Annotated in this window: 11 protein-coding genes and 3 pseudogenes; 5 read left to right on the forward strand and 9 right to left on the reverse strand. The window is 72.3% G+C overall.

What is annotated here, in order from left to right:
- Positions 1-1,317 (forward strand): hypothetical protein (locus FRAQA3DRAFT_RS07265; protein WP_009738422.1); only part of this gene is annotated, 1,317 nt, incomplete at its 5' end.
- Between the two features lie 153 nt (positions 1,318-1,470).
- Here FRAQA3DRAFT_RS07265 and FRAQA3DRAFT_RS36830 read toward each other — a convergent pair.
- Entirely contained in the window at positions 1,471-1,752 is a 282-nt protein-coding gene (locus tag FRAQA3DRAFT_RS36830) for a zinc ribbon domain-containing protein (RefSeq protein ID WP_083873514.1), read from the reverse strand.
- Positions 1,713-1,917, reverse strand: a pseudogene (locus tag FRAQA3DRAFT_RS38475) (helix-turn-helix domain-containing protein); the annotation flags it as partial. The pseudogene FRAQA3DRAFT_RS38475 and the gene FRAQA3DRAFT_RS36830, both read right to left, overlap by 40 nt.
- Before the next feature lie 96 nt (positions 1,918-2,013).
- Between FRAQA3DRAFT_RS38475 and FRAQA3DRAFT_RS07270 the strand changes: the two are divergent.
- A complete protein-coding gene (locus FRAQA3DRAFT_RS07270) occupies positions 2,014-2,724 on the forward strand; it encodes an HAD family phosphatase (RefSeq protein ID WP_009738423.1) in 711 nt (236 codons plus the stop codon).
- Here FRAQA3DRAFT_RS07270 and FRAQA3DRAFT_RS07275 read toward each other — a convergent pair.
- From FRAQA3DRAFT_RS07275 to FRAQA3DRAFT_RS37990, 4 genes and pseudogenes are all read right to left on the reverse strand, one after another.
- Positions 2,669-3,307: a trans-aconitate 2-methyltransferase gene (locus tag FRAQA3DRAFT_RS07275; protein WP_009738424.1), complete on the reverse strand. Its 639-nt coding sequence runs from the start codon at positions 3,305-3,307 to the stop codon at positions 2,669-2,671. The genes FRAQA3DRAFT_RS07270 and FRAQA3DRAFT_RS07275 overlap by 56 nt on opposite strands.
- Before the next feature lie 107 nt (positions 3,308-3,414).
- Positions 3,415-3,528 (reverse strand): annotated as a pseudogene (locus tag FRAQA3DRAFT_RS34690) (pirin family protein); the annotation flags it as partial.
- Positions 3,529-3,724: 196 nt separating this feature from the next.
- The gene (locus FRAQA3DRAFT_RS07280; RefSeq protein ID WP_157467193.1) at positions 3,725-4,291 is read right to left on the reverse strand and encodes a hypothetical protein; all 567 of its coding nucleotides are present in this window, start codon (positions 4,289-4,291) and stop codon (positions 3,725-3,727) included.
- Positions 4,292-4,299: 8 nt separating this feature from the next.
- Positions 4,300-4,428, reverse strand: coding sequence for a hypothetical protein (locus FRAQA3DRAFT_RS37990; RefSeq protein ID WP_009738426.1), 129 nt, complete (start codon positions 4,426-4,428; stop codon positions 4,300-4,302).
- A gap of 631 nt (positions 4,429-5,059) precedes the next feature.
- Between FRAQA3DRAFT_RS37990 and FRAQA3DRAFT_RS07285 the strand changes: the two genes are divergently transcribed.
- A complete protein-coding gene (locus tag FRAQA3DRAFT_RS07285) occupies positions 5,060-6,247 on the forward strand; it encodes a hypothetical protein (protein WP_009738427.1) in 1,188 nt (395 codons plus the stop codon).
- Between the two features lie 818 nt (positions 6,248-7,065).
- Here FRAQA3DRAFT_RS07285 and FRAQA3DRAFT_RS07290 read toward each other — a convergent pair.
- Entirely contained in the window at positions 7,066-7,839 is a 774-nt protein-coding gene (locus tag FRAQA3DRAFT_RS07290; RefSeq protein WP_009738428.1) for a pirin-like bicupin family protein, read from the reverse strand.
- Positions 7,840-7,926: 87 nt separating this feature from the next.
- Between FRAQA3DRAFT_RS07290 and FRAQA3DRAFT_RS07295 the strand changes: the two are divergent.
- Positions 7,927-8,376 (forward strand): annotated as a pseudogene (locus tag FRAQA3DRAFT_RS07295) (MarR family winged helix-turn-helix transcriptional regulator); the annotation flags it as partial.
- Between the two features lie 332 nt (positions 8,377-8,708).
- Here the strand turns inward: FRAQA3DRAFT_RS07295 and FRAQA3DRAFT_RS07300 are convergent.
- Positions 8,709-9,464, reverse strand: a complete 756-nt coding sequence (locus FRAQA3DRAFT_RS07300; RefSeq protein ID WP_009738430.1) for an alpha/beta fold hydrolase — start codon at positions 9,462-9,464, stop codon at positions 8,709-8,711.
- A 214-nt stretch (positions 9,465-9,678) separates the two neighbouring features.
- On the opposite strand from FRAQA3DRAFT_RS07300, the gene FRAQA3DRAFT_RS38220 reads away from it, so the two are divergent.
- Positions 9,679-10,617, forward strand: a complete 939-nt coding sequence (locus FRAQA3DRAFT_RS38220; protein WP_009738431.1) for a phosphatase PAP2 family protein — start codon at positions 9,679-9,681, stop codon at positions 10,615-10,617.
- A gap of 17 nt (positions 10,618-10,634) precedes the next feature.
- On the opposite strand, the gene FRAQA3DRAFT_RS07310 is transcribed toward FRAQA3DRAFT_RS38220, so the two are convergent.
- Positions 10,635-13,199, reverse strand: a complete 2,565-nt coding sequence (locus FRAQA3DRAFT_RS07310; protein WP_051054190.1) for a CoA transferase — start codon at positions 13,197-13,199, stop codon at positions 10,635-10,637.
- Positions 13,200-13,325 lie beyond the last annotated feature (126 nt).

Genomic DNA, 13,325 nt, shown 5'->3' on the forward strand with positions numbered 1-13,325 from the left:
CCCGCCGTCACCGCCTCTCCCGCCGTCACCGCCTCTCCCGCCGTCACCGCCTCTCCCGCCGTCACCGCCTCTCCCGCCGTCACCGCCTCTCCCACCGTCACCGCCTCTCCCACCGTCACCGCCTCTCCCACCGTCACCGCCTCTCCCGCCGTCACCGCGTCGCTGTTGTCGACCGCGGGACCCGCGGACCGCGGTGGCGTGGTCTCGTCCGAGCGGTTGCGCGTGCTGTCCGCGGCGCAGGTGCGGGCGGTGCTGACCGCAAGCGGGTTCGACGCCGACCCGGCGGTCCTGCGCTCGGGCGTGGCGACCTACCGGCTGGTCTACCGCACGATCGACCCGCACGGGCGGGCGAGCACCGCCAGTGGCCTGCTGGCCCTGCCGGACACCGATACCCGCCGGCTGCGCGTCGTCTCCTACACCCACGGCACCGAGATCGCCCGCGCCGACGCCCCGTCGACGGCGACGGACCTGGCCGCGGACGGCTGGGGCCAGGCCCCCGCCCTGACCTACGCCGCGGCTGGCTTCGCCGCAGCCGCCCCCGACTACCTCGGCCTCGGCGTCGGGCCGGGCCCGCACCCGTGGATGGACGTGCCCTCCGAGGTGTCCGCGGCGCTCGACCTGCTGCGCGCCACCCGGGCGTTCGCCGCCTCGCAGGGACGCACGGTCGACCCGCGGGTCCTGGTGACCGGATTCTCGCAGGGCGCCTCGGCGGCGACCGGCCTCGCGACGGCGCTGCGCACCGGCGCCGACGCGTCATTGCGGCTCGCCGCCCTCGCGCCGGTCAGCGGTGCCTATGACTGGCGCTCGGTGGAGCTGCCGGCGTTGCTCGACGGGCGGGTCGAGTGGCCCTACGGCGTCGCCTACACCGCCTACCTGCTCGTCGCGTTCAACCGGCTGCACCACCTGTACGACTCGCCCGCCGAGGTCTTCCGCGACCCGTCGGTCGAGGCGCTGTTCGACGGCGAGCACTCCGGCCCGCGGTTCGTCGCCGGCCTGCCGGCGAGCCTCGACGCGCTGCTCACCCCCCACGGCGCCGAGCTGCTCCGCCATCCGCGAGGCAGGTTCGCGGCGGCGCTGGCGGTGGCCGACGCGACCTGCTCCACGCCGCCAGGCCCGGCGCCGGTGCGGCTCTACGTCGGCGGCGCGGACACCCAGGTGCCCCGGGCGAACAGCGAGCACTGCCGCGCGGCGCTGCGCGGGCACGGCGTCGACGCCTCGATCGTCGACCTCGGCGCGGGCGTCGACCATCTCGGCTCCAACCGGGCCGGCACCGCGGCCGCCGTCCGCTGGTTCCTGACCTCCGGCGGCCCGCGCTGAGGTCGTACCCCCGGCGGGCCGTGCGCCGCGGCCGCGCCCGCCCGGACCTGCGCCGGCCACGCCGGGGGTGTGATCGAGGCGTGCGGGGGTCGTGGATGTGCCAGGCTCGACGGTTGACATCCTCCTCCGCGTGAACGCGGGGGATTCCAACTCCTACCCATCCGCCGGAGGGGGTGTGCAGCGTTGAGGTTCGCGGTTCACGGGCCGGCTGTCGGCGTCGCCTCCCCGCGCAGTCACCCAGGTGGTTGCCCACTGAGGTCCCAGGGCGATGTTGCGTGCCGCGTTCACGTCGGCGTTCGCCTGCTGCCCGCAGCCCCGGCAGCCGAAGACGGCTTGGTTCTCGCGCGCCTGGCGGTCCCGAATCCCGCAGGTGTTGCAGGTCTGCGACGTCCACACAGGATTGATAACCCCGCCGACCGGCCGCGTTTGCGCCACGACGGCCGGCGGTGCGAACCCCGGAAGAAGTTCGCCATGGCCGCGGCGCGGATTCCACCACGACTGCTGCTCCACCGCGAGGTTCCACACGTACCGCGCATGCCCGCAATGGTCTGCCAGCACCGCCGCCTGTTCGACGGTCGGACAAAGCCGGTAGCGGGACAGGCCTCAATTCTAGCGGAAGGGATATCGACCGATGAACAAGATGGGACGGCGTTTCGTTCTCGCCGTGAACGGCGGGGTCTCCACGCCGCAATCCCGATGACGTCTGCTGTAGCGGGGCTACCTGGGGGGAGGGCGCCGGCGGCGGTGCTGTTCGACATGGACGGCCTGCTCGTCGACACCGAGCGGCTGTGGACGCGGGCGCAGGAGGATCTCGCCGCCCACCTCGGCGGCGTGTTCACCCCGCAGATCAAGGCGGCGCTCATGGGCCGCGGCCCGGACACGGCGCTGCACCTCATGCTGTCGCTGCTCGGGGTGGACGGATCGCGGTTCGCCGAGGCGGCGGACTTCGTCATGGGCCGCATCGTCGAGCTGTTCGCCGCGCCGGGGGCGATCGTCGCGCGGCCCGGCGCCGTCGACCTGCTCGGCGCGCTCGCGGCGCAGGGGGTGCCGCTGGCGCTGGTGTCGTCGTCCGCCCGGGTGCTCATGGACCACGTGCTCGGCGCGGTGGGCGCCGCCCGCTTCCAGGTGTCGGTCGCCGGGGACGAGGTGGTGCGCGGCAAGCCGGATCCCGAGCCGTACCTGCGGGCCAGCCGCCTGCTCGCCGTGCCGCCGGCGCGCTGCGTCGTGCTGGAGGACAGCGCCTCGGGCGCGACGGCGGGACTGGCCGCGGGCTGCGTGACCGTCCTCGTCCCCTCCACGCCGCAGCCCCCCGACGTCCCCGCCGACGCCGTCGTGCCCAGCCTCGCCCACGTCACCCCCGCGTGGCTGGCCGCCCTGGTCGACCGTCGGGCTCCCCGGGAGGGATGACGTCGGTCTCGGCGTCGGTCGCGGCGTCGCGGGCGATGCGGCCGTCCTCGCCGTGGTCCGGACGGCGTGCCCAGAACAGCGCGTGACCGGTGCTGCCCGCCGGGACGAAACGTTCGGACTCGACGATGAGTCCGGACGCCGCGATCCACGACCGGTAGGTGGCGGCGTCGGCCTGGCTCCACCACATCGGCCGGCCACCGCCGAGCCAGTCCTGCTCGACGCCGGTCCACGCGTGCTGGCCGGTGACGGCGAGCAGCCAGCCGCCCGGCCGCAGCCAGGTGGCGATCCGGGCCAGCAGCGTCGGTTGTTTGCGCAGCGGCATGTGTATCAGCGCGTACAGGCTCACGACCGCGTCGAAGGCGGTGGGCGGGAGGTCGACCTCGGCCGCGTCGGCGTGGAGGAAGGTGGCCCTCGGCATGAGCGTGCGCGCACGTCGCACCTGTTCGGCGGAAGCTAACGTCCCACCAGCGCCGCGGCGCCCCGTTTTCTGGAGCGTTCCGACGACGACGCCCGGCCCGCTCGCGAGGGTGTCGCCGCTGGCGGTGGTGATGTGCACCGGGCCGTTGCCCAGGTGCGGCGGCACGGTGCGACAGACTCGGCCGAGGAGCGGTGCGACCGGCGTCCGCGCCCACCGAACGCGGCGTCGGGGCACGGCTCCGCGGAACACCATGATCGTTGGGGTTGGGGCGGGATGCCCCGGCCGGCGCTCCTCCGCTGCGTCAGCCCCGGGTAGATCATCCCGGAGTTCCCGGTGGAGTCCTGATGGACCAGCGAGCCGCGCAGCACCCAGGTGACGATCTCCATAGCGATGCGACCGACACGAGCTGCGAGTGCTGCCGTGGGGCCATGACGGTCGGCGGGCGAACATGCGGTGCTCGGTAGGGCCGACGGACGCCCTGAGGCGCCACGGGTTCCAACCACGGTCGGCAACCAAGAACACGTGGTGTTTGGCGTGGTTCACGATGCGGCTGAGGTACCACGTGTCGAATCGGCCTGTCGGTTAGGCCGGGGTTACCCGGAGGACGGCCCGGTATCGGCCGGGGGACACCCCGTCGGGAGACGGTGCTGGCGTCAGCCTGGTCAGAGCGACGGCGAACGGACCAACCGTCGCGGTGGTCGCGAGGCCGGTGCCGGTGTGCAGCTCCGCCGTGACGCCCGACGGCGGTCGGCCCGTGGCCCGGTTTCGGACGACGACGGACAGCTCGACGGTCGCGTCGCCCGCCCACACGCAGCTGACCCCTGCCGGGCAGCGGCTGTCGGCACTCACGCCGACGAACGTGATGTCGAGGTCGGCGCCGTCGACCTCGGCGACCTCCCGCGGCGCCAACGTGAACTCTTCGCCCAGCGGCGGCCTGACCACTCGTGCGTCCACGACGAACCGCGTGCCCGGGGCGGTCGTCGTCGGCCCGTTGGATGCCGTCAGCCTGCCGGCCTCAGCCAGGTCGCCGTCCCGACCACCCCCACAGCCGACGACCGTGGCGGCCAGCGCGAGCGCGAGCGCGCGGGCGAGCACCGAGCCGCCGCCCGCCGCCAGTCGGCGCCGAGGCGCCCAGGAAGGGCTGGCCACAGAAGTGATCACCGTCCTTGTGTCGCGTCGACGGCGAGACCGGCCGTCGGCGGCTCGTCTTCGCCGTAGGCCAGCGCGATCGAGCCGGTGCCGCCCGGCGCGACGGCCAGCGCTGGTTCTCCCGCGACGTACGCCATCGCGGACTCCGCAGGAAGTTCGGGGAATGGACTGTTGCCAGCCGGGCCGGCGACACGCTGACTTTACAGGTGACTTGGGGTTCCTCGCTGACCTCGACTCCCGTTCACGATGTTTCCGCGCTGTCAGGTGCGGTCCGCCGGCTCCGGCGCGAGTCCGAGCAAGAACGCCGCCCCTCCACGGCGGCCCGCCGGAACCATCCGCCAGTATTGGCATCCGATGTCCGTCTGGCCCCTCTTGTGTTGGCCGGTCCGGCTCGGGGAGCATGAGATACCCGTTGCGATTCGCCTAAGCCGGCGGTAGGTGCCGGCGCGCGTTGCGGGCTCGGCGCGGCAGCCGAACAATGAGACACGACAAGTGAAAACAGCGGTCGGTCGGGCTCTTGCCTTTCGACAACACATCGAAGACGGCCGATCCAGGCTACGGCCTGGCCTGTTCCGCCGAGGAAGGAGCTCGTGGTGCGGCGGGACACCGGTGGCGCCAGCCACCGACTGTGCGCCAGAAAATCGGTGTGGCCATAGAAATGCAGGGCCGGTCGCCGTCGCCTTCGGATCCGCAAACAGGGAACGACGCCGTGGCCTCGCGTTCCTCGCCAAGGTTCACGACACACTCACTGACGAGAGGATGCTCTCGATGGGATCTTCATCCGCCGATCAAGTGGTGCAGACCGTCACGTCGCAGTGGTACAACGCGCTGGTCGATCAGCTGAATCTCAGCCCTGACCAGTTCCAGCTGGCGCAGGGGAACGTCTCTCTCCCCGGTACGTCGCCAGAGCTGTGGAACTTCCTGGACTCGATACCGCCGTACTCGGTCACGCAGTACTGGACGGGGTTCGGCCGCAATTCCTTCTCCGGCCAGTACGGACTGCTGGTTTCGCGTCTGCAGGACAATTTTGGTGACGCTTTCAAAGTGGACATGGGTGATTATTACCCCAGCTGGGTCGCTTATGCCGCGAGCAACGACCCCAAATCCTATGACGCGAAGGGTTTCGTCGACCGTCTCGGCGGCTGGGCATACGGAAATATGCCGCCCGAGCAGGCCTCGAAATGCATCTCTGATTTCCGGACCTCGCTCGACGGGACGATTGGCCAGGCGAACACGCTTTGGGGGGCCACCGGCGGACCTGGTGGGATCAAAGCGTACCAGGGCACGGTCGACGACGTGAAGAACAAAATAGGTAGGGCACTCTGGGGCAGTGTGACTATCAACAGCAACACCACGAGTTCGGACCTCTCCCGGACCTGGGCCAGGGGCTCGATCGAGGGACACCATGCGGGATTCTTCGGAAAGATCGGCGCCGAATATTCGAGCGCTACCAGTCAACTGAATGATGCCGGATTCTCGGTGACGGCGAACTTCACGAACGTATTGATACTCCCCGTCCAGCCACTGTCCCAGGGAACCGTCCTGGCCGGTACTGCAACCTACAATCCGTGGTACGTGCCGCAGGCGCTCGCCAGCGGGTACAACAACAACAACTATCGGGTGTGGTACTCGGGGAATCCTGGCTGGAATTCGTTCTTTGCTCCGGGTGGATCGCTTCCGCGAGCCGTTACCTCGCTCGTCGTGGTCGATGGGATCGAGGCCATCCTCACTTCCAACTCCGCGATCGCCAGCAGTGACCAGCAGGCGGTCGGCGCGTCGTTCAGCGCCGGCTTCTTCCCGTTCTTTGCCGCTAATGGCCAGGGCGGCTGGTCGACCGACCACGGGTTCAACGCCGAAGGTAGGATTACCGCTACATCGAAGTGCCCGGTGGGAAGCCCGCAGATTCTTGGAATCCTGCAGTCTCCCATCTCGGCGCTTGTCGGAGCGGCCGGATAAACGTCGGCACGAGCCGGCCGCCAGGGAGGGCGGTGACAGAGCCCCGGCGACGTCACCGCCCTTCGTGCGCAGCGGGACCGCCAGCGCATGGCCCGTCTACGACGCGCCCGACCTGCTCGAACCGCTGGGCAACCTGCTCGACGAGCCGATCACGGCGATCTGGGCGCGGTACCGGTTCCAGCGCAACCACTACGCCAAGTACTTGGGGCGCTCGATCCACGCCGTCGCCCGCGCCGACCGGCCACCGTCAGCGCGCCAAACGCTCAGGATCATCGGCCATGCGTGCGGCGACCAACCTCGGCTGGACAGACACCCCGTTCGGTGCCGCCCGGCGGCCGTTCGCCGACGAGCTGGCGGGGCTGACTGCCGCCGGTGGCGAGCCGGCCCACACGTGGGATCACCGCGGTAACCGGTGCCTGGAAGGACGGAAACACCGCACGCGGACTCGCCCACCTCCACGACACGGCGAGCAACCCCGCACCGGCCACCCTCGCGGACGTGTGCGCCGGCCACCGCCTCCACGACCTGCCCCCCGGCCTCGTACCGGCAGGGTCCGCCGCCTGCGCAGCACCACAGATCCTGCCAAGGAGCCCGCTGATGCTGCGTGACTGCCTCGTCAGCGTGACTGCCTCGTCAGCGTGACCGCCTCGTCAGCGTGACCGCCTCGTCAGCGTGACTGCCTCGTCAGCGTGACCGCCTCGTCATCGCTGTGGAGGGCACCCACGCCGCCGGCAAGACCACCCTCACCCACGCCCTCGCTGCTGCGCAGTCCGGCCCCGTCCGACCGCGTGCACGGTGGGACGGGGGCCGGGCTCGGCTCAGTGCGACAGTGCGGCGTGCATCTCCCAGACCAGGACCTCGGCGGGCTCGGTGCCGGTGACCTGCTGGCCGCCGATGCCGGTGAACCGGACCGCGTCGCCGGCGTGCAGCGGGCCGGCCCCCTCCAGCGTGATCTCGCCGCGGGCGACGAACAGGTGCAGGTACGGGGCGTCGGGTAGCTGCACGCTCTGCCCGGCACCGAGCCGGGCGACGTGCAGGGCCGCGTACCTGTTTCTGATCCGGATCGCGCTGGCGCCGTCGTGGCGCGCCATCCCGGAGACGACCGGGACGAGGCCGCCGCCGAGGAGCTCGCTGTCGATCTCGAGCTGCTCGTAGCCCGGGGTGATGCCCTGCTCGTCGGGCACGACCCACATCTGGACGAAGTGGACCGGCTCGTCGTGCGGCTCACCGCCACCGGCGAGGCGCCAGGCGTCGTTCTTCTCCGAGTGCAGGATGCCCCGGCCGGCGCTCATCCGCTGCGCCAGCCCCGGGTAGATCACCCCGGAGTTACCGGTGGAGTCCTGATGGACCAGCGAGCCGCGCAGCACCCAGGTGACGATCTCCATGTCGCGGTGTGGATGGGTCTCGAAGCCCGCGCCCGCGCGCACCGTGTCGTCGTTACTGACCAGCAGCAGCCCGTGGTGGGTGTTGGCCGGGTCGTAGTGGTGGCCGAAGGAGAAGGAGTGCTTCGAGTCAAGCCAGTCGATCTTCGTCGTCGGGCGCTCGGCGGCGCGGCGAATGTCGATCTTCGGCTGCGGTGTCACGCTGGCCATGACGGACCCTTCCCATCTTCATGACGTGTCATTAAGCTAGATGACGTGTCAAGTAGATCTGGGATCGGTGCATTCCCGGCAGGGCCCGTGCGGTGGCTCGATGCGCGCGAGCAGCGGGTCTGGCGCCGCTACCTGCTGATGACCAGCCAGCTCACCGCGCAGATGAACCGCCAGCTCGCCGCCGACGCGGGGCTCTCGCTGGCCGACTACGAGGTCCTCGTCCGCCTCACCGACGTCCCCGCCGGGCGTCTTCGGGTGACCAGGCTCGCGCGCGATCTGTCCTGGGAGCAGAGCAGGCTCTCCCACCACGTCTCCCGGATGGAGCGCCGTGGCCTGGTAGCCCGGGAGGAGTGCGCCGACGACGGCCGTGGTGCCCTGGTGGCGCTGACCGAGCACGGGCGGACGGCGATCGAGCGCGCCGCACCGGCGCATGTGGCCTTCGTCCGGGCCGGTGTCTTCGACGCCCTCACCGACGCCCAGGTGGACGCTCTCGACGCGATCACCGGTTCGGTCCTGTCGGGTCTCCTCCCGGACGAGCGCCGCCCGACCCGGCCGGCAGACGACGCCGCGACCGACCAGAACACCTCGGCTGGTCACGAGACCTCGTCCGGTCGTCGAACGGTTCGGCTGGGCGACCGGGATTGAGCTGCGCAGGCGTCCAGGTCGTCACGGCGGACGCCGAGGATGCGCTGGGTCTCGTGGATGCCGCTCCCGGATGATCCCGGCCTCGCGCAGGATTCGCCGATGGTGCGAGAACGTCGTCTGGCCGACCTGACAGGGCCGCCGGCCCACAGGCGAGGGGCCGCCGGCCCACAGGCGAGGGGCCGCCGGCCCACAGGCGAGGGGCGCCGTCCGTGACGGCGGTTCGGTCAGACGGCGGAGCCGGGGATGGAACGGCCGCCGCGGTCGAGCAGGATCCGGGCCAGTTTTGCCGGCTCGCTGATCATGGCGTTGTGGCCGGTGTCGAGGTCGATGATCTCGTCGACGCCGCCGAGAGCCTCGATGGAGCGGCGCTGGGTGGCCACCGTCTGGGCGCGGTCGCGCAGGGTCAGGATCCAGGTGCGGGGCACGGAGCGGTCGAGGTCGGTGCGGTCGGTGGGCTCGATCGTCACCGAGGTGGACTCGCCGTGGAGCCGGGACAGGCTGAACGCCCGCTGCTCGCGGGTCATGCCGTTGCAGAACGAGTAGCGGGCCAGCAGCCGTGGCATCGGCGCGGCGGGGCGGCCGGTCGCGGCCTTGCGGCGGGCGACCCAGCCCAGGATGCCGGGCACCGTGTCGACGATCGAGCGGCCCTGCGGCGGCACGGCCGCGCCCAGCAGGATCATCCGGCGCACGCGCGCCGGTCCCAGCCGCGCGACGACGCCGGGCACGGTCAGGCCGGCCATCGAATGGCCGACGATGATGAACTCGCCGATGCCGGCGGCGTCGATCTGCGCGATCGTGCTCGTCACCCAGTCGTCGACGGTGACTGTGGCGAGGTCGGCGGGCGCCGAGCGCCGGCCGGGCAGGTCGACGGCGAGGACCGGGGTGCCCGGCGCCTGTAATTCGATCTCGGCGACGGTGGGTTCCCAGCAGTCCCCGGCGTGCTGACCGCCGTGCACGAGCACGATGCCGACGTCCGCCATCCCCGACCTCCCGTATCCGTCCATCCCGATCAAACGTGAGAAGACCTTAGATGATCTGACGATCGCGTCAAGAGGTGCGGCGGCGGGCGAGCCGGTGGCGGCATCCGGCGCGAACGGGTCGTAACGTGACGGCCGGGGCGTCCGCATCGCCGACCGGCCTGGCCGCGGTGGACGCCGCACACCGCATGCCGACGGGACGGGGACGGGAGCGCCGATGCCGCTGTGGCAGCAGGCCGCGGTCGGGGCCGGGGCGCTGCTGGCGCTGGCCGTGGTGGCCCGGGTGGTGCACCGGTGGTGGCCGCGGCGCGCCGTCGAGCTGCTCTCCGCCGCCAGCCGGGAGGCCGGCATCATCCTCGGCCTGTTCACGCTCTGGCAGGTCGCTCGCATCCTCGGGGTGACCAGGGTCGACGGCGGCATCGAGCGCGCCGAGTGGATCTGGCGGGCCGAGCAGTGGCTGCACCTGCCGAGCGAGCTCGCCATGGAGCGGTTCATGCTCGGCCACGAGAGCCTGCTGCGGGCGGCGAACGACTTCTACGCCTGGGTGCACTTCCCGGCGATGAACCTGTTCCTGGTGTGGCTGTTCGCCCGCCACCGCCGCGCCTACCCGTCGGTGCGCACGACGATCGTGCTGTTCACCGGCTCGTCGCTGCTGTTCCACATGTTCCTGCCGGTGGCGCCGCCGCGGATGCTGACCTCCGTCGGCTTCGTCGACGAGGCGGTGCTGCTCGGCCAGTCGGTGTACGGCGAGTTCGGCAGCGGGGTCGCCGCGCAGCTCTCGGCGCTGCCCTCGGTGCACGTGGGCTGGGCGTTCCTCATCGCCTACGAGGTCATCCGGATCAGCCCGAGCCGGTGGCGATGGCTGATCATCGTCCACCCGGTCGTGACGACCCTGGTCGTCGTCGTCACCGCGAACCATTTCTGGGCCGACGGCATCGTCGCCGTCGTGCTGCTGGTGCTGGCCGAGCTGGTCGGCCGGGCCCTGACCCGCGGGCTGCGCCGGCTGCGCGAGTGGATCCGCGCCCGGCGCGCCCCCGAGGCCGGGCGGCGTCCCGACGCCGTTCCCGCCCTCGTCGCGCTCCCGCGCCCCGCCGGTGGCGACGGGCGCCGGGAAGCGTCGGCCGCGGGCCCCGACCCGACGACCATGGCCCGGTAGCGGGGGCGTCGGGCGGGTCAGCCGCCCACGATGCCGCGGTCGCGCAGGTCGGCGATGTCGGCCTCGCCGTAGCCGAGCTCGGCGAGGATCGCGTCGGTGCGCGCGCCGGCGTGGGTGAAGCCCTTCGGACTCGTCGCGGAGCGGGAGAACCGGGTGGTGGGGCCGGGGCGCAGGTGCTCGTCGAACACGTCGCTGTGCACCGTCACGCAGTATTCCTCCGCCGCGGCCGGCTCCACCTGGATGATCGTCTGCTGGGAGCGCTCGGCGACCTCGACGCAGCCGACGCCGGCCGCGGTGAGGTCGCGTTCCCAGTCGGCGGCCGGCCGGGTGCCGAACGTCTTCGCCAGCACGTCGACGAGTTCGGCCTCGTGCCCGGCCCGGCCCGGCGCGGTCGCGAACCGCGGGTCGGCGTCGAGGGCGACGTGGGCGGCGAGTGCCGCGGTGAGCCGCGGCCACTCCTTGTCCGCCGGGGCGGCGAGGAACACCCAGCCGTGCGCCGCCGGGTAGATCCGGTAGAGCGCCGAGGGGCCCCAGGCATCGTCGTCGACCTCCCGCGGCGCCGGCTTGCCGGGGTAGTCCACGACCTGGTCGAGGATGGCGTGGGTGGCGGTCGCGAGCATCGTCGCCGTCAGCGCGCCCGTGGCCCGGCCCCGGCTCCTGGCGACCAGGCCCAGCAGGATCGCCGAGGCGGCGCCGAGGGCGGCGATGCCGTCGGCCTGCACCGGCACGGCGGCCGCGGCGGCGAAGCAGCGCACCGCGCCGGTCTTCTTCTGCGCCACCGTGGTCACCGCGCTGCGCACACCGGGCGCGTCGGTGAGTGCCAGCCCGCTGGCCGCGCCGATCGCCGGGGCGTAGGCCGGGCGGTGGCCGTACGGGCCGCCGGTTCCGTAGCCGGGGGCGTTGACGTAGACCAGCTCGGGGTTGAGGGCGCGCAGCGTCGCGGCGTCGACGCCGGCGCGTTCGGCCGCGCCCGCCCGGAACGCCTGCAGGACCACGTCGGCCCGCTTCGCGAGTTCGTGGACGATCGCGCGGCCCTCGTCGGTGGCCAGGTCGACGCACAGGCTCTCCTTGCCCTGCATGACCCTGGCGCCGCCGGACTCGGGGAAGCCGGCGACCCGGCGGATCGTGTCGCCCTCCAACGTCTCGATCTTGATGACGCGGGCGCCGAGGTCGGCGAGCAGGGTCGCGGCGAACGGCCCGGCGAACATCAGCCCGAAGTCCAGCACGGTGATCCCGGCGAGCGGCTGCTCTGGCGCGGCGCCTGCCAACGGCGTGGTGGCGGTCGACGCGGCCTCGGGCGTGGGCGTGAGCGGGGTGGCGTCGGACGGGGTGGATGCGGGGCCGGACGCGAGGGGGGTGGCCGGGGCGGGGGTCGCCGGCTGGCCGAGGCGGGGTGCGGGCGCGAGCTCGCGCAGCGGCCGGCCGTCGTCGTGGACGAGGGTGGAGGGCTGCACGACCGGGCCGAGCTCGGGGTCGGTGACGGTGACGCGGCGCCCGTCGTGGACGAGCTGCGGGTGGCCCAGCGCGTCGGAGCCCCGGCGGAACGGTTCGGCGGAGATGTCGCCGTTCGCGGCGAAGACCTCCTCCCATTCGGCGAGGGTCCGCCGCCCGACCCGCTCGATCATCAGCTCCCACAGCTCGGTGCGCAGCTCCTGCGTCGGCAGCGCGGGGATGCCGGCCCACTTCGGGTCGGTGAACACCTCCGCCAGGCCCAACTCCCGCATCAGCGCGAGAAACAGCCGCGGCTCGACCTGCGCGAACTGCAGCCAGGTGCCGTCCTTCGTCGGCGCGGTCAGCAGCGGGTACACCAGCGGCCCCTGGACCTCCCCGGCGGCGTTGAACGCGTTGACGACGGTGAACGCGTCGGGCCAGCGGATGCCGACGATCTCGGTGTAGAAGTTCCAGGTGTCCAGGGCGCCGACGCCGCGGGCGAGGTCGGCCTCGACGTGCTGGCCCAGCCCGCTGGCGTCGCGTTCGAGCAGCGCGGCGAGGATGCCGTGGACGGCCGTGTGCGCCGCGCCCCAGGAGGCGAACGGCACCGACACGTACGCCGGCCCCCGCCGGGCCGTGATCGCCTCCTTGATGTGGAAGACGCCGAGCTTGGCCAGCACCAGCCCCTCGTAGCCGGGCAGGTCGCGCCACGGCCCGCCCGGTCCGAAGCCGGTGATCGACGCGCTGACCAGCCGCGGGTGGGCCGCGGCGAGGTCGGCCGCGGTCAGCCGCAGCGCCGCGAGCGTGGCCGGCCGGTACGTGGTGACCAGGACGTCGGCGTCGGCGAGCAGGGCGTCGAGCTCGTCGCGGCCGCCGGCGGCGCGCAGATCGAGCACCACGCTGCGCCGGCCGCGGCCGAGGACCGGCCAGTCGACCCGCCGGCGCAGCGCACTGCCGCCGGGCGGCTCGACCAGCAGCACATCGGCCCCGGCGTCGGCGAGGAACAGTGTCGCCAGCGCCCCGGGCAGGCTGCCCGACAGATCGATGACGCGCAGCCCCGCCAGGGGTCCCTGCCCGGCCGGCCCGGCCTGCCCTGCGACGGAAGTGGTCTCTGTCACGCCGTACTCCCTCGTCCACGATGAACCCGGCATCCGTGACGGGCATCCTAGTGCACTAGGTCAGCGAAGAGAACTTCGTTGGTGCGCGGCCGCGGCAGGGTGGATCGGCGAGGATCACCTTCTCGTGGCAGGACAGGAGAAGTCGGAGTAGTGACTGGA

The sequence above is a fragment of the Frankia sp. QA3 genome, assembly GCF_000262465.1.
Classification (GTDB): Bacteria; Actinomycetota; Actinomycetes; order Frankiales; family Frankiaceae; genus Frankia.

Bases quoted from the DNA above. Each gene is read 5' to 3' on its own strand.
- FRAQA3DRAFT_RS07300 (WP_009738430.1), bottom strand. From the start codon at position 9,464: ATGGCGGACGTCGGCATCGTGCTCGTGCACGGCGGTCAGCACGCCGGG.
- FRAQA3DRAFT_RS07285 (WP_009738427.1), top strand. From the start codon at position 5,060: ATGGGATCTTCATCCGCCGATCAAGTGGTGCAGACCGTCACGTCGCAG.
- FRAQA3DRAFT_RS07270 (WP_009738423.1), top strand. From the start codon at position 2,014: ATGACGTCTGCTGTAGCGGGGCTACCTGGGGGGAGGGCGCCGGCGGCG.
- FRAQA3DRAFT_RS38220 (WP_009738431.1), top strand. From the start codon at position 9,679: ATGCCGCTGTGGCAGCAGGCCGCGGTCGGGGCCGGGGCGCTGCTGGCG.
- FRAQA3DRAFT_RS37990 (WP_009738426.1), bottom strand. From the start codon at position 4,428: ATGGCGTACGTCGCGGGAGAACCAGCGCTGGCCGTCGCGCCGGGCGGC.
- FRAQA3DRAFT_RS07290 (WP_009738428.1), bottom strand. From the start codon at position 7,839: ATGGCCAGCGTGACACCGCAGCCGAAGATCGACATTCGCCGCGCCGCC.
- FRAQA3DRAFT_RS07310 (WP_051054190.1), bottom strand. From the start codon at position 13,199: ATGCCGGGTTCATCGTGGACGAGGGAGTACGGCGTGACAGAGACCACT.